The organism is Pseudonocardia oroxyli, from assembly GCF_900102195.1.
Taxonomy (GTDB): domain Bacteria; phylum Actinomycetota; class Actinomycetes; order Mycobacteriales; family Pseudonocardiaceae; genus Pseudonocardia; species Pseudonocardia oroxyli.
The window spans coordinates 39613-60014 of the sequence record NZ_FNBE01000018.1 but is presented as its reverse complement, the minus strand read 5'-3'; the positions used below and the strand labels follow the sequence as shown (position 1 = coordinate 60014).

The 20402-nt window shown below is 73.8% G+C and carries 19 protein-coding genes; 12 read left to right on the top strand and 7 right to left on the bottom strand.

Going from position 1 to position 20402, the window contains the following annotated elements:
- Positions 1–54 precede the first annotated feature (54 nt).
- On the top strand, positions 55–726 hold the full coding sequence (locus BLS43_RS23945; protein WP_218129986.1) for a hypothetical protein: 672 nt from the start codon (positions 55–57) through the stop codon (positions 724–726).
- A gap of 7 nt (positions 727–733) precedes the next feature.
- On the opposite strand, the gene rfbA is transcribed toward BLS43_RS23945, so the two are convergent.
- Together rfbA and BLS43_RS23935 are read right to left on the bottom strand one after the other, a co-directional pair.
- A complete protein-coding gene (gene rfbA / locus BLS43_RS23940) occupies positions 734–1651 on the bottom strand; it encodes a glucose-1-phosphate thymidylyltransferase RfbA (RefSeq protein WP_093088958.1) in 918 nt (305 codons plus the stop codon).
- On the bottom strand, positions 1648–2457 hold the full coding sequence (locus BLS43_RS23935; protein WP_218129985.1) for an SDR family oxidoreductase: 810 nt from the start codon (positions 2455–2457) through the stop codon (positions 1648–1650). The genes rfbA and BLS43_RS23935 overlap by 4 nt, the downstream gene beginning before the upstream one ends.
- Positions 2458–2490: 33 nt before the next feature.
- Here BLS43_RS23935 and rfbB point away from each other — a divergent pair, with 33 nt between their 5' ends.
- Both rfbB and BLS43_RS23925 read left to right on the top strand, forming a co-directional pair.
- Positions 2491–3471, top strand: coding sequence for a dTDP-glucose 4,6-dehydratase (rfbB, locus tag BLS43_RS23930; RefSeq protein WP_093088956.1), 981 nt, complete (start codon positions 2491–2493; stop codon positions 3469–3471).
- Positions 3468–4031 (top strand): dTDP-4-dehydrorhamnose 3,5-epimerase family protein, encoded by a 564-nt coding sequence (locus tag BLS43_RS23925; protein ID WP_093088955.1) that lies wholly within the window; start codon positions 3468–3470, stop codon positions 4029–4031. The genes rfbB and BLS43_RS23925 overlap by 4 nt, the downstream gene beginning before the upstream one ends.
- Here BLS43_RS23925 and BLS43_RS23920 read toward each other — a convergent pair.
- A complete protein-coding gene (locus BLS43_RS23920) occupies positions 4025–5995 on the bottom strand; it encodes a hypothetical protein (protein WP_093088954.1) in 1971 nt (656 codons plus the stop codon). The two genes, BLS43_RS23925 and BLS43_RS23920, sit on opposite strands and share 7 nt — an antisense overlap.
- A gap of 80 nt (positions 5996–6075) precedes the next feature.
- Here BLS43_RS23920 and BLS43_RS23915 point away from each other — a divergent pair, with 80 nt between their 5' ends.
- The 6 genes from BLS43_RS23915 to BLS43_RS23890 all read left to right on the top strand — a co-directional run bounded on the left by BLS43_RS23915 (position 6076) and on the right by BLS43_RS23890 (position 11281).
- Complete coding sequence (locus BLS43_RS23915) at positions 6076–7485, top strand: DUF2252 domain-containing protein (protein WP_093088953.1); 1410 nt, start codon at positions 6076–6078, stop codon at positions 7483–7485.
- Positions 7486–7530: 45 nt separating this feature from the next.
- Positions 7531–7773: an aa3-type cytochrome oxidase subunit CtaJ gene (gene ctaJ, locus BLS43_RS23910; RefSeq protein WP_093088952.1), complete on the top strand. Its 243-nt coding sequence runs from the start codon at positions 7531–7533 to the stop codon at positions 7771–7773.
- Positions 7760–8245 carry a DUF5130 family protein gene (locus tag BLS43_RS23905; protein WP_093088951.1) on the top strand — a complete coding sequence of 162 codons (486 nt, stop codon included), beginning with the start codon at positions 7760–7762 and terminating at the stop codon, positions 8243–8245. The genes ctaJ and BLS43_RS23905 overlap by 14 nt, the downstream gene beginning before the upstream one ends.
- 205 nt (positions 8246–8450) lie before the next feature.
- Positions 8451–9158 (top strand): response regulator transcription factor, encoded by a 708-nt coding sequence (locus BLS43_RS23900; protein WP_093088950.1) that lies wholly within the window; start codon positions 8451–8453, stop codon positions 9156–9158.
- 140 nt (positions 9159–9298) lie between these two features.
- On the top strand, positions 9299–10810 hold the full coding sequence (locus BLS43_RS23895; RefSeq protein WP_143030192.1) for a sensor histidine kinase: 1512 nt from the start codon (positions 9299–9301) through the stop codon (positions 10808–10810).
- A 126-nt stretch (positions 10811–10936) separates the two neighbouring features.
- The gene (locus tag BLS43_RS23890; protein ID WP_093088948.1) at positions 10937–11281 is read left to right on the top strand and encodes a hypothetical protein; all 345 of its coding nucleotides are present in this window, start codon (positions 10937–10939) and stop codon (positions 11279–11281) included.
- Positions 11282–11296: 15 nt separating this feature from the next.
- Here the strand turns inward: BLS43_RS23890 and BLS43_RS23885 are convergent, their stop codons facing one another.
- From BLS43_RS23885 to pepN, 3 genes are all read right to left on the bottom strand, one after another.
- Positions 11297–12001 (bottom strand): phosphatase PAP2 family protein, encoded by a 705-nt coding sequence (locus BLS43_RS23885; RefSeq protein ID WP_143030191.1) that lies wholly within the window; start codon positions 11999–12001, stop codon positions 11297–11299.
- Between the two features lie 47 nt (positions 12002–12048).
- Positions 12049–12711: a phosphatase PAP2 family protein gene (locus BLS43_RS23880; RefSeq protein WP_176921504.1), complete on the bottom strand. Its 663-nt coding sequence runs from the start codon at positions 12709–12711 to the stop codon at positions 12049–12051.
- Positions 12712–12864: 153 nt separating this feature from the next.
- Positions 12865–15402, bottom strand: a complete 2538-nt coding sequence (gene pepN / locus BLS43_RS23875) for an aminopeptidase N (RefSeq protein WP_093088945.1) — start codon at positions 15400–15402, stop codon at positions 12865–12867.
- 125 nt (positions 15403–15527) lie between these two features.
- Between pepN and BLS43_RS23870 the strand changes: the two genes are divergently transcribed.
- Entirely contained in the window at positions 15528–16145 is a 618-nt protein-coding gene (locus BLS43_RS23870; RefSeq protein WP_093088944.1) for a mycothiol-dependent nitroreductase Rv2466c family protein, read from the top strand.
- 52 nt (positions 16146–16197) lie between these two features.
- Here the strand turns inward: BLS43_RS23870 and BLS43_RS23865 are convergent, their stop codons facing one another.
- Entirely contained in the window at positions 16198–16632 is a 435-nt protein-coding gene (locus BLS43_RS23865; RefSeq protein WP_093088943.1) for a CBS domain-containing protein, read from the bottom strand.
- Positions 16633–16825: 193 nt separating this feature from the next.
- On the opposite strand from BLS43_RS23865, the gene BLS43_RS23860 reads away from it, so the two are divergent.
- Together BLS43_RS23860 and BLS43_RS23855 are read left to right on the top strand one after the other, a co-directional pair.
- Complete coding sequence (locus BLS43_RS23860) at positions 16826–18784, top strand: apiosidase-like domain-containing protein (RefSeq protein WP_093088942.1); 1959 nt, start codon at positions 16826–16828, stop codon at positions 18782–18784.
- A gap of 112 nt (positions 18785–18896) precedes the next feature.
- Positions 18897–20393 (top strand): serine/threonine-protein kinase, encoded by a 1497-nt coding sequence (locus tag BLS43_RS23855; RefSeq protein WP_093088941.1) that lies wholly within the window; start codon positions 18897–18899, stop codon positions 20391–20393.
- Positions 20394–20402: the final 9 nt, after the last annotated feature.

The window sequence follows — 20402 nt, the reverse complement described above, 5'->3', positions numbered from 1 at the left end:
CCTGTCCTTTGCCTGGTCCTTCTCGCATGCGCGCCCGCGCCGGTGCCCGACGGCGTGCCTCTGCCCCCGGGTCGGGTCTACCCGGTGCACACCGACGTCGTCGCCACGACGTTCTGGGTCGGGGAGATCTTCGACCCGCAAGCCGCAGACGGCAGCCAGGAACTGTCGGCATACGACAGCCACTGGCTCAAGTCCTACGGCGGATGTGACGGGGTCGTTGTCGACGGACGGTGCGAGACCGAGAGGCGCACCGTGGCGAACGGTTTCTTCCCGACGGTGATGACGCCGCGGGAGAACCCGTTCTACCTCGACCTACCCTTCGACGACCTGAACGACCCCGACGCCTTCGCCATGCGCGCCGACGTCGTCCCGTGGGCCGGGGACCCCGGCTACGCGGGCCGGGCCGACGACCGTCGGTTCAGCTACATGAAGAACCGGTGGGTACAGCTCACCAAGGACGGGGTGACCTGCTTCGGGCAGGTTCAGGACGCGGGTCCCGGGCAGTACGCCGATCACGTCTACGTCTTCGGAGCCGACGACGCGCGGCCCCAGAACGCCCGCTACAACGGCGCAGGCATGGACGTCTCCCCCGCGCTCAACGGGTGTCTCGGATTCGCGGACCTCAACGGCCAGGACGACCGGGTGAGCTGGCGGTTCGTCGATGATGTGGGCGTGCCGGACGGACCGTGGAAGACGGTCGTGACCACGAGCCCGGTGCAGCAATGACTTGCGATCACCCGGTGAAGGCCTGGGCCACCGCCATCACGTACTCCCCGTACCCGTTCTTCCCCTGCTTCTCCCCGAGGGAGTAGCAGGCCTCGGCGTCGATGAAGCCCATCCGCAGCGCCACCTCCTCGAGGCACGCGATGCGGATGCCCTGGCGGTTCTCCAGGATCTGCACGTACTGGCCCGCCTCCTGCAGGGACTCGTGGGTGCCGGTGTCCAGCCAGGCGAAGCCGCGGCCGAGGTCGACGAGGCGGGCGCGGCCCTCGTCCATGTAGGCGCGGTTGAGGTCGGTGATCTCCAGCTCGCCCCGGGTGGACGGGGTGAGGGCCTTGGCGCGTTCGACCGCGGTGCCGTCGTAGAGGTAGAGGCCGGTGATGGCGCGGTCGGAGCGGGGCTTGGCGGGCTTCTCCTCGATGGAGATCAGGCGGCCGGTGGCGTCCGCCTCGCCGACGCCGTAGCGCTCGGGGTCCTTCACCGGGTAGCCGAAGAGGACGCAGCCGTCGCCCTCGTGGCCGTGTCCGTGGCCGTGGCCGTGCGCACCGCCGAGGCCGGCGCGGGCGTCCCGGAGCATCCCGGAGAAGCCGGGGCCGTGGAAGATGTTGTCGCCCAGGACCAGCGCCGTCGAGTCGCCGTCGATGTGCTGCTCGCCGATGAGGAAGGCCTCGGCGATGCCGTTCGGCGCGGCCTGGGTGGCGTAGGACAGGTTCAGGCCGAACTCGCCGCCGTCGCCCAGGAGGCGGTGGAACATCGGCGCGTCCTCGGGGGTGGTGATCACCAGGATGTCCCGGATCCCTGCCAGCATCAGGGTCGAGAGCGGGTAGTAGATCATCGGCTTGTCGTAGACCGGGAGCAGCTGCTTGGAGACGCCCCGGGTGATGGGGTGCAGTCGGGTGCCGGTGCCGCCCGCGAGGACGATGCCTTTCATGCGAGATACCTCTCGAGGGAGTCGCGCCAGTCCGGCAGCGTGACGCCCACCTTCTCGGCCTTGGTCAGGTCCAGCACCGAGTTCAACGGCCGCGGGGCCGCCTCGGGCTTGTCGGCGAAGTACTCCGCGGTGGTCGTGTCGGTGACGTCCTCGGGCGCCCGAGACGAGAGGGAGAACACCACACGTGCCACCTCCGCCCAGCTCACCGGGTCGCCCGAGTTGGTGAGCTGGTAGGTGCCCGGCTCGGCGTCGAGCAGGGCGAGGATGCCCGCCGCGAGGTCCGACGCCAGGGTGGGCCGCCCGATCTGGTCCGCCACGACGGTGGGGGAGATCCCGCGCTCGGCGAGGCTGCGCATGGTGCGGGCGAAGTTGGCGCCGTCGCCGATCACCCAGGTGGGCCGGACGATCCAGTGGCCCGGGCCGACGGCCACGTCGCCCGCCGCCTTCGACGCGCCGTAGGCGGACAGCGGTGAGAACGGCGCGCTCTCCGGGATCGGACCGTCGTGGGTGCCGTCGAACACGTACTCGGAGGAGACGTGGACGAGCCGGAAGCCGTGCCGCTCGGCGAGCCGGGCCAGCGTGGCCGGGCCGACGGCGTTCACCGCCCAGGCCGCGGCGCGGTCCCGCTCGGCCCGGTCGACCGCCGTGTAGGCGGCCGCGTTGACGACCGTGTCGTAGGCGGACCAGTCGAGGTCGCGGGGATCGGCCAGGTCGAACTCGGCGCGGGTCAGCGCGGTCGCGGCGGGGAGGGCGGCGGACAGGGCGCGGCCGAGCTGGCCGCCGGCACCGAGGATGAGCGCGGGCACGGGCCTCATCCTTGCAGTCGTTACCCTCGCGGCGTGCACGTACTGGTGACGGGTGGGGCGGGTTTCATCGGCTCGCATTTCGTGCGGTCCCTGGTCGACGGGGCGTATCCGGCCTTGAGCGGGGACGTGCGGGTGCTGGACCTGCTCACCTATGCGGGGCGGCGGGAGAACCTGGCCGGGTACCTGTCTGACTCAGGCGTGGATCTCGTGGTGGGGGACATCCGGGACCCCGAGGCCGTCGCGGGGGCGGTGGCCGGGGTGGATGTGGTGGTGCATTTCGCGGCGGAGTCGCACGTGGACCGCTCGATCACGGGGGCGGCGGACTTCGTGTCGACCAACGTGGTGGGCACGCAGGTGATGTTGCAGGCCGCGCTGGACGCGGGGGTGGGCAAGTTCGTGCACGTCTCGACGGACGAGGTGTACGGCTCGATCTCGGAGGGGTCGTGGCCGGAGACGGACCCGTTGTTGCCGAACTCGCCGTACTCGGCGTCGAAGGCGGGGTCGGACCTGTTGGCGCGCAGCTACTTCCGCACGCACGGGCTGGACGTGTCGATCACGCGGTGTTCGAACAACTACGGGCCGTACCAGTTCCCGGAGAAGGTCATTCCGTTGTTCGTGACCAACCTGCTCGACGGGCGGCGGGTCCCGCTCTACGGCGACGGGCTCAACGTGCGGGACTGGCTGCACGTCGACGACCACTGTCGGGGGATCGCGCTGGTCGCCGGGGGTGGCCGGGCGGGGGAGATCTACAACATCGGCGGCGGCACCGAGCTGACGAACCACGACCTGACCCACCGGTTGTTGGCGGCGGTGGGTGCGGGCGAGGACATGATCGAGCGGGTGGCGGACCGCAAGGGGCACGACCGGCGGTACTCGGTGGACTGGTCGAAGATCAACGCGGAGCTGGGGTACGCGCCGCGGCACTCGTTCGACGAGGGGTTGGCGGAGACGGTGGCCTGGTACCGGGACAACCGTCCGTGGTGGGAGCCGATCAAGTCGGGGGTCTCGGCGTGAAGTACCGCGAGCTGTCGATCTCCGGGGCGTGGGCGTTCGAGCCGACGGTCTTCCCGGACAGCCGGGGCGTGTTCGTGGCGCCCTACCAGGGCCCGGTGTTCCGGGAGGCGCTCGGCTTCGAGCTGACCACGCAGCAGACCAACCACTCGCGCAGCGCGCGCGGTGTGGTGCGGGGGGTGCACTTCGCGGACGTGCCGCCCGGGCAGGCGAAGTACGTGTACTGCCCGTCGGGTCGGCTGCTCGACGTCATCGTCGACGTCCGGGTGGGATCGCCGACCTTCGGGCGGTGGGAGGCCGTGGAGCTCGACTCGGAGCGGATGAACGCGGTCTATCTCACCGAGGGGCTGGGGCACGCGTTCGTCGCCCTGGCGGAGCCGACGGTGATGGCCTACCTGTGCTCCACGCCGTACAACCCCAAGGCCGAGCACGGGATCTCGCCGCTGGACCCCGCGCTGGGACTGCCGTGGCCCGCGGACCTGGAGCTGATCCTCTCCGACAAGGACCGGGACGCCCCGACCCTGGCCGAGGCCCGCGACCAGGGCCTGCTGCCCCGCTACTGAAGGTCGGCGAGCTCCGCGGCGAGCGCGGACTCGATCGACTCCGCCGCGGCCACGGCCGGCATCTCGCGGTGCTGCGCCTCGACCCGGGCGTTCGTGACCGCGCCCTCGACGAGCAGCGCCCCGACGAGGGCGACCACCCGGACGTCTGTGGGACTCGGCCCCTCGTCGGCCACCGGCCCGCGCCCCGTGACGGCCCCCTGCAGGATCGCCGAGCCCGGCGACGTCGAGGGGTTCAGCGGCCCGCCGTCCGGGGGTTCGGCGCCCCGCAGCAGGTCGGTCCACACCGGGCGGGCGGCGTCGACGAGGCGCAGCAGGGCGCGCTCGTCGGCGACGGGGTCGGTGGCCCAGATGCGTTCGTCATGGTCGCGGATCGACCCGACCGCGCGCCGTGCGACCGCCGCCGCCACCGCCGGGTGCCGGTCCGGGTCGGGGACCCAGTCGGCGTCCGGCGGGGACGCGTCGACCAGCCGTTGCACGCACAGCAGACGCTCCGAGCCGGACAGCCCGACCACGCAGACGGCCAGGGTCACGCCCACGACGGGGCCCGGCACGGGTTCCGCCGCGGCGAAGTAGCGGCGGGGGAGCGGCCGGTCGTCCGCCCGGAAGGAGCGGTCCAGGAGCCGTTGGAGCTGCCCGATCTCCGCCCCCTGCGCGACGAGCGCGGGGTCGGGTCGTGGGGTGGGCGACGGGTGCGGGGTGGGGGGCACCGAGGGCGACGGCTGCTCGGCGGTGGGCTCGGGCTGCTCCGGCGTGGCGGGTGACGGCTGCGGGGCCGGCTGCTCGGCGGTGGGCTCGGGTCGCTCCGGCTCGGCGGGCTCGGGCTGCTCCGCCTCGGTGGTCGGAGGCTCGGCGGACGAGGGAGCGGGCGGGTCGGCCGGCTCGGACTCGGCCCGCGCAGCGGCCAGGCCGATCACCGAGGCCCCCGCCGCACCGACTCCGAGCGCCCCGGGCGTCGTGGGGGTCGGGTCTCCTGGGGGTGCGGCCTGGGCTGCCGCGTCACCGTCCGATCGGGGTGGGCCGGCGGACGCATCGAGGGGCGGCGGAGCAGCGTCGCCGGGCACAGATGCCCCGGGGTCGGGGTCGTCCTCCTCCGCGGGCGGGTCGTGGGGCCGAACCGTCCGGGACCGGGGCTGGTCGGAGCGGCGGCCCAGGTCCAGGCCCTGCGGCGTGACGACCGTGATCGGGTCGGTGCGGGCGTCCTCGCCGGTCACGGGGCGGACTGGTCGTGTCGGCGGCTCGGGGGAGGGGCGCGGTGCCGCGACGGGACTGCCGAGGCGCGGTTCCGCGGGCCCCGCCGCCTCGCCCCGGTCCGCGGCGTACCCCTCGTCCTCCGGCGGCCCCTCCGCCGCGGCCTGCCGCCCACCCGCGACCCAGTCGTTCGCGCGGCCCCACCACGACCTGCGCCCGGCGGGTCGCCCCGATGCGGAACCGCGGGCAGAGCCGTCGGAGCCGTAGCCGCCCGGTGCGGGACGACGCAGCAGGGCGAAGGCCAGGGCGGCGAGGGCGATCAGGAAGGTGGGGAGCACGATCGGCCAGCCCGTCCAGGCCGTGGCCTGCGGGTACGGCGGCGTGGCGGGCAGCGGGAGCGAGGTGATCCGCTGCTCCTGCGGCACCCCGAGCCGGGTGAGCCCGTTGATCGCCGGTTGGTTGCCCTGGTCCAGGGCGAGCGCGGACTGGTAGGCGGCCTGGGCGCCCGCGTTGTCCGCCGCCACCTCCAACGCCGTGCCGCGGGCGGCTTCGCGGAAGGCCGAGGCGTACCGGTTCGCGACCGAGTCGAGCCCGGTGTCCGCACACGAACCCTCGCCGCTGCGCTGGGCGCGGGCGTAGAGCTCGGCGGCGGTGGCGAGCTGGCCCTGGTTCAGCGCCGTCGAGGCCAGATCGCACTGCGCGGTCGGCCCGCTCGACCCACACCCGGCGAGGGTCGCCAGGAGCACGAGACCGAGGGCCGCCCGGCGGAAGTCCATGCCCCCCATGCTTCCCCGTGTCACCCCGCGGAACAACTCGCCTGGTGATCGCCGGGTCACGCCGGGTGGAGAATGCACCCATGCGGCCGCACACCGTCCTCGCCTCCCTCGACCCCGCCGCCCGGGACGGGTTCGCGCTGCTGTCGGCGCCCGCGCTGCCCCGGGAGGCCCGGCAGGCGCTCGGGCGGGAGCTGCGGGACCGGGTGCCGCGGGAGGCGCTGGCGGCGTGGACCCCGGCGAACCGGCGGATCGGGGCCGTCGAGTCGGTGCGGCTGACCAACGCCGGCCGGGTGGAGCGGCTCATCCCCGTCCGGATCGGGCGCATGTCCGCGAGCCCGTTCGCCTTCCTGCGCGGCGCCGCCCACCTGCACGCCGCGGACTTCGCGACGCTGCCCGCCACCGGCGTCCAACCCGTCATCTGCGGGGACGCCCACCTCGGCAACTTCGGCTTCTACGCCTCGCCCGAGCGGGACCTCGTCTTCGACCTCAACGACTTCGACGAGGCCCACCCCGGGGCCTGGGAGTGGGATCTGCGCCGGCTCGCGACGAGCATCCACGTGGCCGGACGGCAGTGCGGCGCCACCGAGGAGCAGTGCGGCGAGGCCGTGGCCCGCTGTGTCGACGCCTACCGGCGGCACCTCGCGCGGCTCGCCTCCCAGCCGCTGCTCACCCGCTCGTACGAGCGCATCGAGGCGGACGACCTGGAGGAACGCGCGGACCGCAAGGGCAGCCGCAAGGCCGTCGCGGACGCGGCCCGCAAGGCCCGGCGGCGCACCAGCGACCGCGCCCTGCCCCGCTTCACCGACGGCGACTCGCGCCGGATCGTCGCCGACCCGCCGCTCATCACCCGGCCGGATCCCGAGCAGTACGACCGCCTCGTCCTCGCCCTCGACGACTACCTCACGACGCTGCCGCCGCACTGGGCGCGCGTGGTCGGCGGGTACCGGGTGGTGGACGTGGCGCACAAGGTGGTCGGCGTGGGATCGGTCGGGCTGCGCGCCTACCTGGCGCTGTGCGAGGGCTCCGGGCCGGACGACGTCCTGTTCCTGCAGCTCAAGCAGGCCCGCCGGTCGGTGATCGCCCCGTTCGTGCACGGCGACACGGCGCTGCACGACCACCAGGGCCAACGTGTCGTCGAGTACCAGCAGGCGCTGCAGACGGTGTCCGACCCGCTGCTGGGCTGGACGACCGCCGGGAACCGGCAGTACTACGTGCGCCAGTTCCGCGACATGAAGGGCTCGTTCGACCTGGACCACATGGAGCCCGCGGGCCTGGTGGACTACGCCGCCGTCTGCGGGTTGCTGCTGGCGAAGGGCCACGCGCGGACCAGCGGCGCCTCCATGATCGCGGCCTACCTCGGCGGGGGCGGGCGGGTGCGCACCGCGATCCGCCGCTTCGCCCGGGCCTACGCCGACCAGACCGAGCGCGATCACGCGGACCTGACGGCGGCGGTGCGGGCCGGCGTCTTCCCGTGCGAGCCGGGGGTGTGAGCGACCTTCTACGGCGTGTCGGAGCACAGTGGTAGGTTCTGCGCCGTGAGCGTGGTGCAGACGGTGCTGGTCTTCCTCCTGATACCGGCGGTGGTCTATCTCGTCGTCTTCGGCCTGACCGTGGGCCGGAAGGCGAGCCGCAAGCCGCGGTACCGGTCCGGCGAGGCATGGGACTACGAGCCCGTCCTGTGGACCGCGAACCCAGCCGGTGCCCACCTGCCCGCCGAGCGCTCCGACACCGTCGAGCCGACGAACGCACAGACCGGGGGAGCCCGTGGCCACTGGTAATCACGGAGCCGTCGCCACCGTCGACCCCGAGGACCTGCCCGAGGGCGCGGTCGTCACCGGGTCCGGGCGGGTCTCCGCCGCCGAGGTCTTCACCGAGCCGGACACCACGGGGAAGCCGCCGTTCAGCACCGAGCAGCTGTCCCGGCTGGACGAGGCGCTGACCCTGGCGAGCCGCGACACCGGGCTGTTCTTCGCCATCTACCTGGGCGACCTGGGCGGCGACCCCGAGGCCGCCGCGGCGGAGTACCAGGCCTCGCTGGACCCGTCGGACACCGCGGTGCTCGTGGCCGTGAGCCCGGGGCAGCGCCTGGTCGAGGTCGTGACCGGTCCCGAGGCGAAGCTGCGGCTGCCGGACCGGGGCGCGAAGCTCGCCGTCATGAGCATGGTGGCCTCGTTCAAGGAGAGCGACCTGTTCGGCGGACTGCTCAGCGGGCTGCGGATGCTGGCCGACCAGGCGGGCCACCGCCGCTAGAGCGGGGTTGCCCCTTTCGGGCGAGTTCGCCCGCTCCATCCGGCAAACATGCGTGATGGTTGGGTGCGGTCAGCCATATGGTGTAAGCATGTGGGCAAGGTGCAGTGGTTCCGTCACGGTGAGCAGTACGCGTCGTTCGCCGCGGCGGGTCGTTGCAGGTACGTGACCGGTCGTCGGCCCCGCAGCGGAAGCCCTCGCATCGCCCATGAGTGAACCGATCTCGCCGCGTGAGCCGGAGCGGACGCTCCGGCGCCCTCCGGTGCCCGTGATCGTGGTGGACGATCACGAGCTCGTGGCGACCTCGCTGGTGATGAGCCTCGAGAAGGAGGGCATCGAGGCCGGCCGGATCCGGCCCGCGGCCGAGCGGGGGATCCTCGCGGAGGCGGGGCGGGTACCCGCCGGTCTCGCGCTCCTGGACCTCGACCTCGGGCGGGACGCGGAGGGCAACCGGATCGACGGCGTCGAGCTCGTCGGGCCGCTGCGGCAGGCCGGGTGGCAGATCCTCGTCCTCTCCGGCAGCGCCGACCCCGCCCGGATCGGCTCCGCGCTCGACGCGGGCGCCCTGGCCTGGGTGCCGAAGAACGCCCCGTTCCCCACCCTGCTCGCCGCGGTGCGGGCGGCCGTCGCGGGCCGCCCGGTGATGTCGGAGGACCGCAGGCGCAAGTTCATCGACGTGTCCCGAAGACGCACCGCCGAGCGCCGGGACCTGGCCGAGAAGCTCGGCCGGTTGACCCAGCGGGAGCGCGAGGTGCTGGCCGAGCTGGCCAGGGGCAGGCGCGCCCAGGCCGTGGCGGACCACTTCGTGGTGTCGCTGGCGACCGTGCGCACCCAGATCAGGGCCGTGCTGACCAAGCTCGAGGTGGGCTCGCAGCTCGAGGCCGTGGCCCTCTACCGGCAGGCCACCGGCGGCTGATCCGCGCACGGCGGTGTCGGGTGAACGCCCCGCAGCCGTTCGGTTGAGGTCCATCGTCCGCTGTCGACGGTCGTGGCACATCCCTAAGATGGATGAACGGCCGGCCGGGTGGTGGGTCGCGGAGGGGGGTCTCCGACCACATGGCCACGGGGGTCACCAGCGCGGTGGGCAGGCTGCGCCGCGCGCGCTTCACCTCGCGGATGGGCATCGACGTGGGTGCGCTGGTCGTGCTGTGCACAGGCGTCGTGGTGTTGGCGTCGAGCCAGCGGATCCTGGACTGGGTGCACGAGGAGTTCGTGGTCGACCTCCTGACGCTGGTCGCGGCGGGCGTCGGCGCGGCCACCGCCATCCTCGCCCTGATCGGGTCGCGGGTGCTCGGCGAGGCCCGGCTGGCGTGGCTCGCCGCCGCGCTCGTCCTCTACTGCGTGGTGGTGCTGCCGTGGACCGCGCTCGGGACGGCGGAGTCGACCGCCGCGCGGGTGTCCCGGATGCTCGCCTACGCCACGGCGCTCGTGCTGCTCGTGTTCGCGCTGCGCGCGCCGCGCCGCATGGGGGCCTGGGGCGGCTGGCTGATCATGCTCGTGGGCGGCGGCGCGTCGCTGCTCGCTCTGTTCGTGGTGCCGGACCTGGGCCCGTTCACCGAGGTCCTGACCGGGCCGGTCTACACCACGGTCCTGGTGATCGGGTGGGCCGCCGCGGCCGTGCTCGGCGTGGTCGACGCCGCGCGCAGGCAGAGCGGGCCGCGGCTGCGGGCGGGGCTGGGGCTCGTCGTCCTCGCGGGCGCTCAGCTCTACCGGACCGCGAACGGCGCGCGCGTCCCGGCGACCGACCTTGTCTTCCCCGCGCTGCGGCTGGTCGGGCTCGTCGTGGTGCTGGTGGGGCTGCTGCAGATCGTGGGGCGGGGCGTCCGCCGCCTGCAGGAGGAGAACTTCGTGCAGCAGGAGGAGCTCGCGGTCGCGGCGCTGCACATGGAGCGCGCGGCCGCGCACACCGCCGAACGCAACCACGAGCTGCGCAACGGGCTCGCCGGGCTGGCCGGCATCACGCACCTGCTGTCCGCGGAGGTCGACGGGCCGGACCAGGAGCGCCTGCGCGGCGCCGTGCTGGCCGAGCTGGGCAGGCTGCACACGATCCTGGAGTCCACCACCGACCCGGAGCGGCTGGCGGCCCTCGCGGGGGCGACGGACGCCGAGGACTACCTCGTCGAACCCATGCTCGCCGGGCTGGTCGAGCTGCAGCGGGCCCAGGGGCGGGACGTGCGCCTGGAGGTCCCCGACGGGCTGCACGCCCGGGGGGACTCCGCGGTTGTCGCGCAGATCGTCACGAACCTGTTGACCAACTGTGAACGCCACGCCGCCGGAACTCCGGTCCTGGTCCGGGCGTTCTCGGAGCAGGACACGGTGGTGATCGAGGTGCGGGACCACGGACCGGGGCTGCCTCCGGGCCGTGAGGGAATCGTCCTGGTGCGCGGGGTGCACGACCCGCGAGCAGGCGGCTCCGGGCTCGGGCTGCACATCAGCCGGGAGCTCGCCGAAGGCCAGGGAGGGTCCCTGAGCCTGCGCACCGTGGAGGACCCGCGGGGCTGTGCGGCCCGCCTGTCGATCCCGGCCGTCGACGCCGAACGACCGGCTGCCGACGCGATCGCACCGTAGGCGCAACTTCACGCGCCGTCGAACGTCTCACCGATCTCGGTGATGACGCAATGGGTCCGATCACGACATACTGTGCGCACTCCGGCCCCTTGTGGGGGGCCGGTCGGCAGAAAGGAGGGATCCCGAATGGGTGACACGGACACCCCCCGTCCGCGCAAGACCCAGGGGTCCGTCTCGTCGGTGCTGACCCCGCCCACGGGTCTGCCCTCGATCGAGGACATCACGGTCCCCGCCCAGCGCGCTCCCGAGCAGAACCTCGCGAGCGCCCCGACCGCACCGCCGGTGGCGCCCCCGCCGCCGGTCCAGGCCCTACCGGGGACCTGTGTGTGCGGGCACGCGGCGGAGGCCCACGAGCACTACCGCGCCGGTGACGACTGCGGCGCCTGCGGCGTCGCGGTGTGCGAGCACTACCGGGACGCGACCGGCGACGAGCCGAAGAAGGGCCTGCTGGCCCGGCTGTTCCGCCGCTGACCCACCGCGTCCGAGTCACGGACGAGCCGAGGGCCCCGCTTCCCCAGCGGGGCCCTCGGTCCGTGTCCGGAGCCGTTCGGCCACGAGGTCCGCGACGGCGGCGAGGCCCAGCACCACCGCGACGGCCGTGCCGAACCCGCCGATCGTGTCCGTCGGGTAGTGCGCCCCGATCGCGACCATGCCGCCGCCGACGACACCGCCGGCGACCAGGGCGAACGCGAGGAGGGCCGCGACGGCGACCCCGGTGGACACCCGCAGCCTGCTGAGCAGCAGCAGGCCGACCACGAGTGCGACGGACGTGGCGCCTCCGGTGTGACCGCTCGGGTAGGCGTGGCCGCCGTCCGCGCCCAGCGTCCGCCCGACCACCGGTTTCATCGCCATGATCGTGAGGCCGGTGAGCCCCGGCCCGGCGAGCGCGAGCAGCGCGAGGAGACGCTCCCGCAGCGCCAGGGCGACCACCGCGAGGACGAGTGCCGCGGCCACGACGAAGGGCGGAGACCCGAACGTGGTCAGCTCGCGCACCGTCCACACGTGCGGTGACGTGAGCGTGTCGACCGCGGCCGTGACGCGGCCGTCGACCCGGCCCGCGGCGGACCCGCCCGCCACGTGCACGCCCAGCGCCACGACCACGGCCGCCGCGGCGAGCGCGAGCGCCGCGAACGCCTGGCGGCGACCGTCCGTGGCGGGGCGGCCACCTGCGGTTCCCCGGGTCGTCGTCACCCGTTCGAGGATAGCGACGTCGCCGCCGGGCCCCGCCGGTCGTGATCTCAGCCGGTGGCGCGTGCCCGGCGGCGGGCGGCGGCCCACTCCAGCGCCAGCGCCGTGCCCAGGACCAGGGCGACCGCGGCGCAGAACCCGCCGACGGTGTCGGTGGGGTAGTGGGCGTCCGTCGCGACCAGGGCGACGCCGATGCCGCCGCCCGCGACGAGCGCGAGGGTCACGATCAGCGCGGTGCCGGTCGTGCGGCCCGGACGCACCAGGCTGACCAGCAGCAACGCCACGGCCACGGCGATCGCCGTGGCGCCGCCGGTGTGGCCGCTGGGGTAGGCGAAGCCACCGAACTCGGTGGTCCGGCCGATCGCCGGTTTGAGCAGGGTCGTCGCCACGCCGGTCAGCCCCGGCCCGACGACGGCGACCACGGCCAGCCGCCGTCGGTGCAGCGCGAGGCAGACGGCCGCGAGGCCGAACGCGCCCGCGACCACCGTCGGCGGGGACCCGAAGGCCGTGAGCACCCGGAACAGGTGCTCGTGCGGGCGGGTCGCGCCCGCGACCAGGGACTCGGTGTGCAGGTCCAGGGCGCCGTTCCCGGTGCTGCCCGCATAGGCCGCGGCACCGACGCCGAACACCGCGACGGCGAGCGCGATGAGCAGCAGGGCGGGGACTCGGAGGGTGGGTGGGATCTCAGGGGTGAACGGGCGGGCACTCGTCACGTGATCAAGCATCCCAAGCGGCGCGCCGCGAATCACCACTGAACCGAGTGACGTGCGGTGTCGCACCGCACACGCGCCCGGGCCGCGACGGGAGGTCCCGCCGCGGCCCGGACGACCCCGTCAGGAGACCCCGCCGCGGCCCGGACGACCCCGTCAGGAGCGGTCGAACTCGCGGGCCGCGAGGGCCCGCACGATGCCCGCCCTACCCTCGGTGACCAGCCGGCGCAGCGCCGGGGGGTGCGTGTCGTCCGCGAGCCAGGCGTCCGCCGCGTCCACGGTGCCCTTCTCGACGGCCCAGCTCGGGAACAGGCCGAGGACGACGCTCTGCGCCCGCTCCGAGGTGCGGCGCGACCACACCTCGGCGACCGAGTCGAAGTACTTCTCGACGTACCCGCCGAGCAGCCCCCGCTGCGCCGGGTGGGCGAACCCGCCGATGATCGCCTCCTGGACGGCGTTCGGGATCTCGTCGTCGTAGACCGCGCGCTGCCACGCCCTGGCCTTGGCCTCCGCGGTCGGGACGAGCGAGCGGGCCCGCTCGGCCTGCCGCTCGCCCGCCGCCGTGGCGTCCCGGGCGTGCTCGGCCTCGATCTCCGGCTCCCCGGCCCGCCCGTGCGCGACCAGGGCGTGCAGGAGCCGCCAGCGCAGGTCGGTGTCGACGGTCAGGCCCGCGGGCACGTCCCGCCCGGCGAGCCACGCCGCGAAGCGGTCCAGCACGGCCGCGGGCAGCACCGACCCGGACAGGGAGTTGACCAGGGCGAGCTGGGTGTCCGAGCCCGCCTCCGCGCCGTCGAGCCCCGCGAGCATGGCCTCGACCAGCTGCGGCCAGCCCTTCTCCGCCGCCCAGCTCTCGTCCGCGTAGGAGACGACCGCGGTCTGGACCTGCAGCAGCAGCCGCTGCAGCACCCCGATCTCGGTCTCCCGGGCGAACCCGCCGGAGACGAGGGTGGCGAAGTCCCGGGCCTTGAGCTCGGCCTCGCGGGTCATCTCCCAGGCCGCCGACCAGCACAGCGTGCGCGGCAGCGGCTCGGCGATGTCCCCGATCCGGTCGATCAGCGTGGTGAGCGACGCGGGGTCCAGGCGCAGGGCGCAGTAGGTGAGGTCGTCGTCGTTGACCAGCACGAGCTTGCCCTGCGGAGTGCCGACGAGGGCGTCGACCCGGGTCCGCTCGCCCGTGACGTCCACCTCGATGCGCTCGGTGCGCACGATCCGGCCGTGGGAGTCCTCGTCGTAGATCCCGACGGCGACGCGGTGCGTCCGCGTCTCCCCGGCGCCGGGCCGCGCGCCGCCCTGGACGATCTCGAAGCTGGTGAACGTGCCCTCGGGCGAGACCTCGAACTGCGGGCGGAGCAGGTTCAGCCCGGTGGTGCGCAGCCACTGCGCGCCCCAGTCGCTCAGGTCGCGTCCGGAGGACTTCTCCAGGGCGCCCAACAGGTCGTCGAAGGTGGCGTTGCCCCACTTGTGGGCCTCGAAGTACGCCCGCAGGCCCGCCATGAAGGGCTCGAGCCCCACGTAGGCCACGAGCTGCTTGAGCACCGACGCGCCCTTGGCGTAGGTGATCCCGTCGAAGTTGACCTCGACGGCCTGCAGGTCCGGGATGTCCGCCGCGATCGGGTGCGTCGAGGGCAGCTGGTCCTGGCGGTAGGCCCAGGACTTCTCGACGTTCGCGAAGGTCGTCCAGGCCTCGGTGTACTCGGTGGCCTCGGCCTGGCAGAGCACGGAGGCCCAGGTGGCGAACGACTCGTTCAGCCACAGGTCGTCCCACCAGCGCATGGTCACGAGGTCGCCGAACCACATGTGCGCCATCTCGTGCAGGATCGTCTCGGCGCGGCGCTCGTAGAGGAACCGGGTGACCCGGGAGCGGAAGACGTAGTCCTCGAGGAAGGTGACGGCGCCCGCGTTCTCCATCGCGCCCGCGTTGAACTCCGGCACGAAGAGCTGGTCGTACTTGCCGAAGGGGTACCGGATCCCGAAGTTGCGGTGGTAGAAGTCGAAGCCCTGCTTGGTCTCGGTGAAGATCCGCTCGTGGTCCATGTGCGGGGCGAGGCTCGCCCGGCAGAAGATCCCCAGCGGGATGCCGTCGTGCTCGTCGTGCCAGCTCGCGTACGGGCCTGCGATCAGGGCGACCAGGTAGGTCGACATGATCTCGGTCTCGGCGAAGCGGTGGACACCGTCCGCCACCTCGGCCACCGCGTTGGAGACGACCTTCCAGTCCGACGGCGCCGTGACCGTGAGCGTGTAGCGCGCCTTGAGGTCCGGCTGGTCGAAGCAGGCGAACAGGCGCTTGCAGTCCGCGGTCTCGAACTGCGAGTAGAGGTAGACGCCGCCGTCGACCGGGTCGACGAAGCGGTGCAGGCCCTCGCCGGTGTTCATGTAGGTGCCGGTGGCGACGACCGTCAGCTCGTTCTCGGCCCGCAGGTCCCGCAGGGCGATGCCGTCGTCCTCGCGGTAGCCGGACACGTCGAGCGCGGTGCCGTTCAGCACGGCGGACTCGACGCCCGCGCCCACGAAGTCGATCCAGCTGACCGCACCCGGCTCGGCGCAGGTGAACCGGACCGTGGCGGTGGTCGCGAACGTCTTCTCGCCCGGTCCGCCCGCGCCGTCGGTCAGGTCGAGGTCGACCACGTAGGACGAGACGGCCAGCAGGGCGGCCCGGCGCTCGGCGTCGGCCTGGGTCAGGTTGGGCGGGGCCATGTGGTCCTTCCGGTCCGAGGGTGCTTCCCGCATCCAATCACGGGCGGCGAGGTCTTTCCCGGCCGTGCGGGAACACGGCCGGGGCGGCGCCGGTTGGGCGTTCTAGGACGACGAACGGAGTGCCTGTGACCAGCACCGACCGGACCAAGGTCGACATCTGGGTCGACCCGCTGTGTCCCTGGGCCTGGCTCACCTCGCGGTGGATCCTCGAGGTCGAGCAGGTTCGGGACCTGGACCTGGACTTCCACGTGATGAGCCTCGCCGTGCTCAACGCGGGCCGGGACCTGCCCGAGCAGTACCAGGAGATGATGAAGAAGGCCTGGGGTCCGGTGCGGGTCCTGATCGCCGCCGCCGAGGGCCACGGCCGCGAGGTCGTCCGCCCGCTCTACGGGGCGATGGGGGAGCGGATCCACAACGGCGGCAACAAGGACTTCGACGTCGTGATCAAGGAGGCGCTCGCCGAGCAGGACCTGCCCGCCGAGCTGGCCGAGGCCGCCACCTCCACCGAGTGGGACGAGAAGCTGAACACCGAGCACCACGCGGGCATGGACCCCGTCGGCATGGACGTGGGCACCCCGGTGCTGCACGTCGACGGCGTGGCCTACTTCGGGCCCGTCATCTCCAAGGTGCCGCACGGCGAGGAGGCCGGGAAGGTCTTCGACGGCGCCCGCCTGCTGGCCGGTTGGCCGCATTTCTTCGAGCTCAAGCGCACCCGTACCGAGGATCCGGATTTCGACTACTGATCCGGCGAACCGCCCTTTCTCGCGAAAGGGCGGTTCGAGTGGTTTCGGTGATTCAGTGCGCGGCGATCACGGCGTCGCGGAGCACGCCCGTCTGCAGTTCCATGTCGCGCAGGCGGGCCTTGACCAGGTCGCCGATCGAGACCATGCCGACGAGCCGTCCACCGTCGAGCACCGGCAGGTGGCGGTAGCGGCCGCTGGTCATCCGGGCCATCGCCGAGGTGAGCTCGTCCGCGGGGCGCGCCGTGGCGACCTTCCTGGTCATGACCTCGGAGATCGGCTGCGTGAGCAGCTCCGGGCCGCGCTGCGCGAGCTCGCGGATCAGGTCGCGCTCGGAGAGGATGCCGACGAGCCGGTGCTCGGTGTCGCACACCACCAGCGCGCCGATCCCGAGGACCTCCAGGCGGCGCACCGCGTCCGTGACGGTGGCGTACGGGAGGATCGTGTGCACGGTCCGTCCCTTGGTGTCGAGGATGTCGGCAATCTTCATCGCTCTGCCCTCCGCTGAGTCGCTTTTCCGGTGCGTTCACAGTGTGCTCCTCGAATGATGATTTCGACACGAAACGGTGTAGAAGATCACCCGCTCGCACGCGGGATCTCGGCGTCGCGGCGGCGTTCGCAGTCGTGAACGGTTCCCCCGCGTTCCGCCGCGGGCGGGCCGCGATGGTGCGACGGTCCGCCCCGTGCGTGTCTTCGGGAGGGTTCGAGAGGTCGTCCGGGTCGGCGCGGCCGCCGTGGCGGTGGTCGCCGTGCTCGTGGGAGTGGTGCTGGTGCTCCCGGGGCGGCCGGAACCGGGCGGGGTGCGGGTCGACGGTCGATGGTTCGCGCACGCCGACGGGACGCCGCTGTACTGGCTGGCCGACACGGCGTGGGACCTCCTGTCCGCGCCGGGGGCGGACGACTACCTGGCGACGCGGGCCGACCAGGGCTTCACGGTGGTGCGGACCGCGCTGCTGCAGGCGGGTGACGGCCGGGCCTTCCGCGGGCACCTCGGCGCGCTCGACCTGAGCGAGGGCGGCTACTGGGACCACGTGGACACGATCGTCGACGAGGCCGAGTCCCGAGGGCTCACGCTGGCGCTCGCCCCGATCGCGTCCGCGCAGGTCGGGAGCCTGCTCACCGAGTCGAACGCGCGGGACTACGGCACCTTCCTCGCGGCCCGCTACGGAGACGCCTCGGTGGTCTGGCTCACCGACGACGACGGCAGCCGCCCCGAGATCTGGTCCGAGCTGGTCGACGGGCTGCGCTCGGGTGGGGGTGACGCTCCTGTGCAGAGCAGGTCCAGCCGGGCGCCGAGGGAGTCCGACAACGCCGGCGGATCGGATGGTGCCGGCGGATCGGACGGTGCCGGCGGCGGATCGGATGTCAGTGCCGGTGGTGCGGACAGCACTGGCCGCGGATCCGACCCCACGACCGAGCCCACGACCGACCCGGCGCCCCGCGAGGCCAGGACCGCGCCGTCCGAGACCGGAGCTCCCCGGAACGGCACCGGCGCGCCGGACGGCGACCCCGACGAGCCCGACAACCGCGCGACCGGCCAGGTCACCGGCACCGCGACGGGCAGCTGCGCGGACTCGGCGACCCGGGCGCGGGCGCGGGCGTCGGACCGGGAGTCGGGCGAGCCGGTGGTCGATGCGACACCGCCCCGAGCGGGCGAGGACTGCGGGGGTGCGGGCACCACGACCGCGCACGACGTCCGGGCCGAGGCCTGGCGCGCCACCCTCGGCGGGGCGACCGGCGCCACCTACGCCGGACCGACCGGGGAGCAGGGCTCGGACGGTGCAGACGGCTCGGACGGTGCAGACGGCGCGGAGCTCGGCGTGCTGCGGCGGGTCATGGAATCGCGGCCCTACCGCCTGCTCGAACCGGCGGACGAGGCCCTCGGCGGATCCGGTCTGGAGGGCGACGCACGGGTGTCGGCGGCGGTGGCCTCCGACGGGTCGTTCCTGGTCGCGTACACACCCGAGGGCATGGACGTGACCGTGGACCTGGACATGCTGGCGGCGGAGACCGTGCAGGCCTCGTGGGTGGACCCACGGACGGGGGAGGTCCTGGAGGTCCCGGAGCCGGTTCAGGCCACCGGCACGGCCGCGTTCGAGGCCCCGGCGGGCACCGGGGACGAGCGGGACTGGGTCCTCGTCCTCGACGACGCCGCCGCGGGCTACGGCGCCCCCGGCTCCGAGATCCTCGACGACCCCGGCACCCCCACGACCCCCGCCACCGACACCCGGGCCACCGACAGCCAGGCCAGGGACAGCCAGGCCGGCGACGCCCAGACCGCCGGCTCCCGATCCGCCGACCCACCCGCCACGGAGCCGACCCCGGAGCCCACCACCCCACCCGCTCCGGAACCCACCACCCCACCCGCCGCAGCCCCACCGCCCGCCGCCGACCCCGTCTGGGACCGTCTGGCCGCGTGCGAGTCCTCCGGCGACTGGGACATCGCGACCGGGAACGGCTACTACGGCGGCCTGCAGTTCAGCCAGGCGACCTGGGAGGACTTCGGCGGCACCGCGCACGCCCCGCGCGCCGACGCCGCGACCAGGGAGCAGCAGATCGCGGTCGCCACGAAGGTCCGCGCCCAGCGCGGCGGCTACGGCAGCTGGCCCGCCTGCGCCCGCAAGCTCGGACTCCCGCGATGACCCCTGCGACGACCCCCGAACAGACTCCCGCGAGCACCCCCGCGATGAGTCCCGCGATGACCCCCGCACCTGGGAGCAGCGCCCCGCCGAGCCCCGCCTACCCTTGGGGGTCATGACCCCGCCCGAGCCCCCCGCGCCGTCGTCCGAGGGGGGCGCGCGCATCGGGAACCGCTACCGCCTGGAGGAACGCATCGGCGCCGGGGCGATGGGCGCGGTGTGGCGCGGGACGGACGAGCTGCTCAACCGCACCGTCGCGATCAAGGAGCTGATCGTCGCGGGCGCACCCATGGGCCACGGGAACGACGCCGCCGAGGAGTCCCGCCAGCGGCTGCTGCGCGAGGGCCGGATCGGGGCGCGGCTGCAGCACCCGCACGTCATCAGCATGTTCGACGTCGTGGTGCACGACGAGCGGCCCTGGCTCGTCATGGAGTACCTCCCCAGCCGCTCGTTCGCGGTGGTCCTGGGGGAGAAGGGCCCGATGACGCCGAAGGACGCCGCGGCCGTCGGCGTGCAGATCGCGGACGGGCTGGCCGCGGCGCACGCGGCCGGGGTGGTGCACCGCGACATCAAGCCCGGGAACGTCCTGATCGCCGAGGACGGCCGCGCCAAGATCACCGACTTCGGCGTCTCCCGCGCCGTGGACGACGTGCAGCTCACCCGCACCGGCATGATCGCGGGCACCCCGGCCTTCCTCGCCCCCGAGGTGGCGCGCGGCCAGGAGCCGACCAGCGCGTCGGACGTGTTCGCGCTCGGCGCCACGCTCTACGCCGCGGTCGAGGGCGAGCCGCCGTTCGGTCTGGACGACAACGCCTACGCCCTGCTCCACAAGGTCGCGACCGGCCGCATCCGCCCGCCGGAGCACGCGGGCGCGCTGACCGCCCTGCTCATGCGCCTGATGGCCAACGAGCCCGGCGACCGGCCCACCGCGTCGCAGGCCAGGGACGCCCTGTCCGCGATCGCGGCGGGCGGGTCCGCGGCCGGGATGGCCGCGACGGCGCCGGTCACGCAGGTCGCCGCCGCGGCGGCCCCGCCGCCGCCGGAGGGTCCGCGCACCCTCACCGACCTGCCCGCCGGGCCCCCGCCGAGCACGCCGCCGACCCGCCGCCGGTGGGTTCCGATCCTCGTCGGCGTGCTGGCCGTGCTGGTGGTGGGCGCCGGCGTCCTGATCGGTGCGCTGCGCGCGAACACCGGGCAGCAGGAGGACCCGCCGCCGGTCGCGGCGGGGCCGACCACCACGGCCGCGCCGCGCACCACCACGGCCGCGCCGACGACCACGACGCCCCGCCCCACCACCACGACCCCGACGACGACCCCCGCGAGCGACGGCGCGGTGGCCTTCGTGCAGGACTACTACGGGCTGCTGCCCGAGGACCCGGACTCCGCGTTCGCACGGCTCAGCCCGCAGGCACAGGCGGCCTCGGGCGGGATCTCCGGCTTCCGGAACTTCTACGCGGGCATCCGGGACGTGCAGGTGCAGAACGCCCGCAGCTCGGGGAACGGCCAGGTCTCGGCCACCATCGTCTTCACCAGGGCGGACGGCTCCACCAGTAGCGAGCCCTACACGTTCACCGTGCAGGACGACCTGATCCAGTCGTTCTCCCGGGCCTGAGCGGACCGC

Bases quoted from the DNA above. Each gene is read 5' to 3' on its own strand.
- rfbA (WP_093088958.1), bottom strand. From the start codon at position 1,651: ATGAAAGGCATCGTCCTCGCGGGCGGCACCGGCACCCGACTGCACCCC.
- BLS43_RS23920 (WP_093088954.1), bottom strand. From the start codon at position 5,995: ATGGACTTCCGCCGGGCGGCCCTCGGTCTCGTGCTCCTGGCGACCCTC.
- BLS43_RS23915 (WP_093088953.1), top strand. From the start codon at position 6,076: ATGCGGCCGCACACCGTCCTCGCCTCCCTCGACCCCGCCGCCCGGGAC.
- BLS43_RS23900 (WP_093088950.1), top strand. From the start codon at position 8,451: ATGAGTGAACCGATCTCGCCGCGTGAGCCGGAGCGGACGCTCCGGCGC.
- BLS43_RS23895 (WP_143030192.1), top strand. From the start codon at position 9,299: ATGGCCACGGGGGTCACCAGCGCGGTGGGCAGGCTGCGCCGCGCGCGC.
- BLS43_RS23890 (WP_093088948.1), top strand. From the start codon at position 10,937: ATGGGTGACACGGACACCCCCCGTCCGCGCAAGACCCAGGGGTCCGTC.
- pepN (WP_093088945.1), bottom strand. From the start codon at position 15,402: ATGGCCCCGCCCAACCTGACCCAGGCCGACGCCGAGCGCCGGGCCGCC.
- BLS43_RS23865 (WP_093088943.1), bottom strand. From the start codon at position 16,632: ATGAAGATTGCCGACATCCTCGACACCAAGGGACGGACCGTGCACACG.
- BLS43_RS23855 (WP_093088941.1), top strand. From the start codon at position 18,897: ATGACCCCGCCCGAGCCCCCCGCGCCGTCGTCCGAGGGGGGCGCGCGC.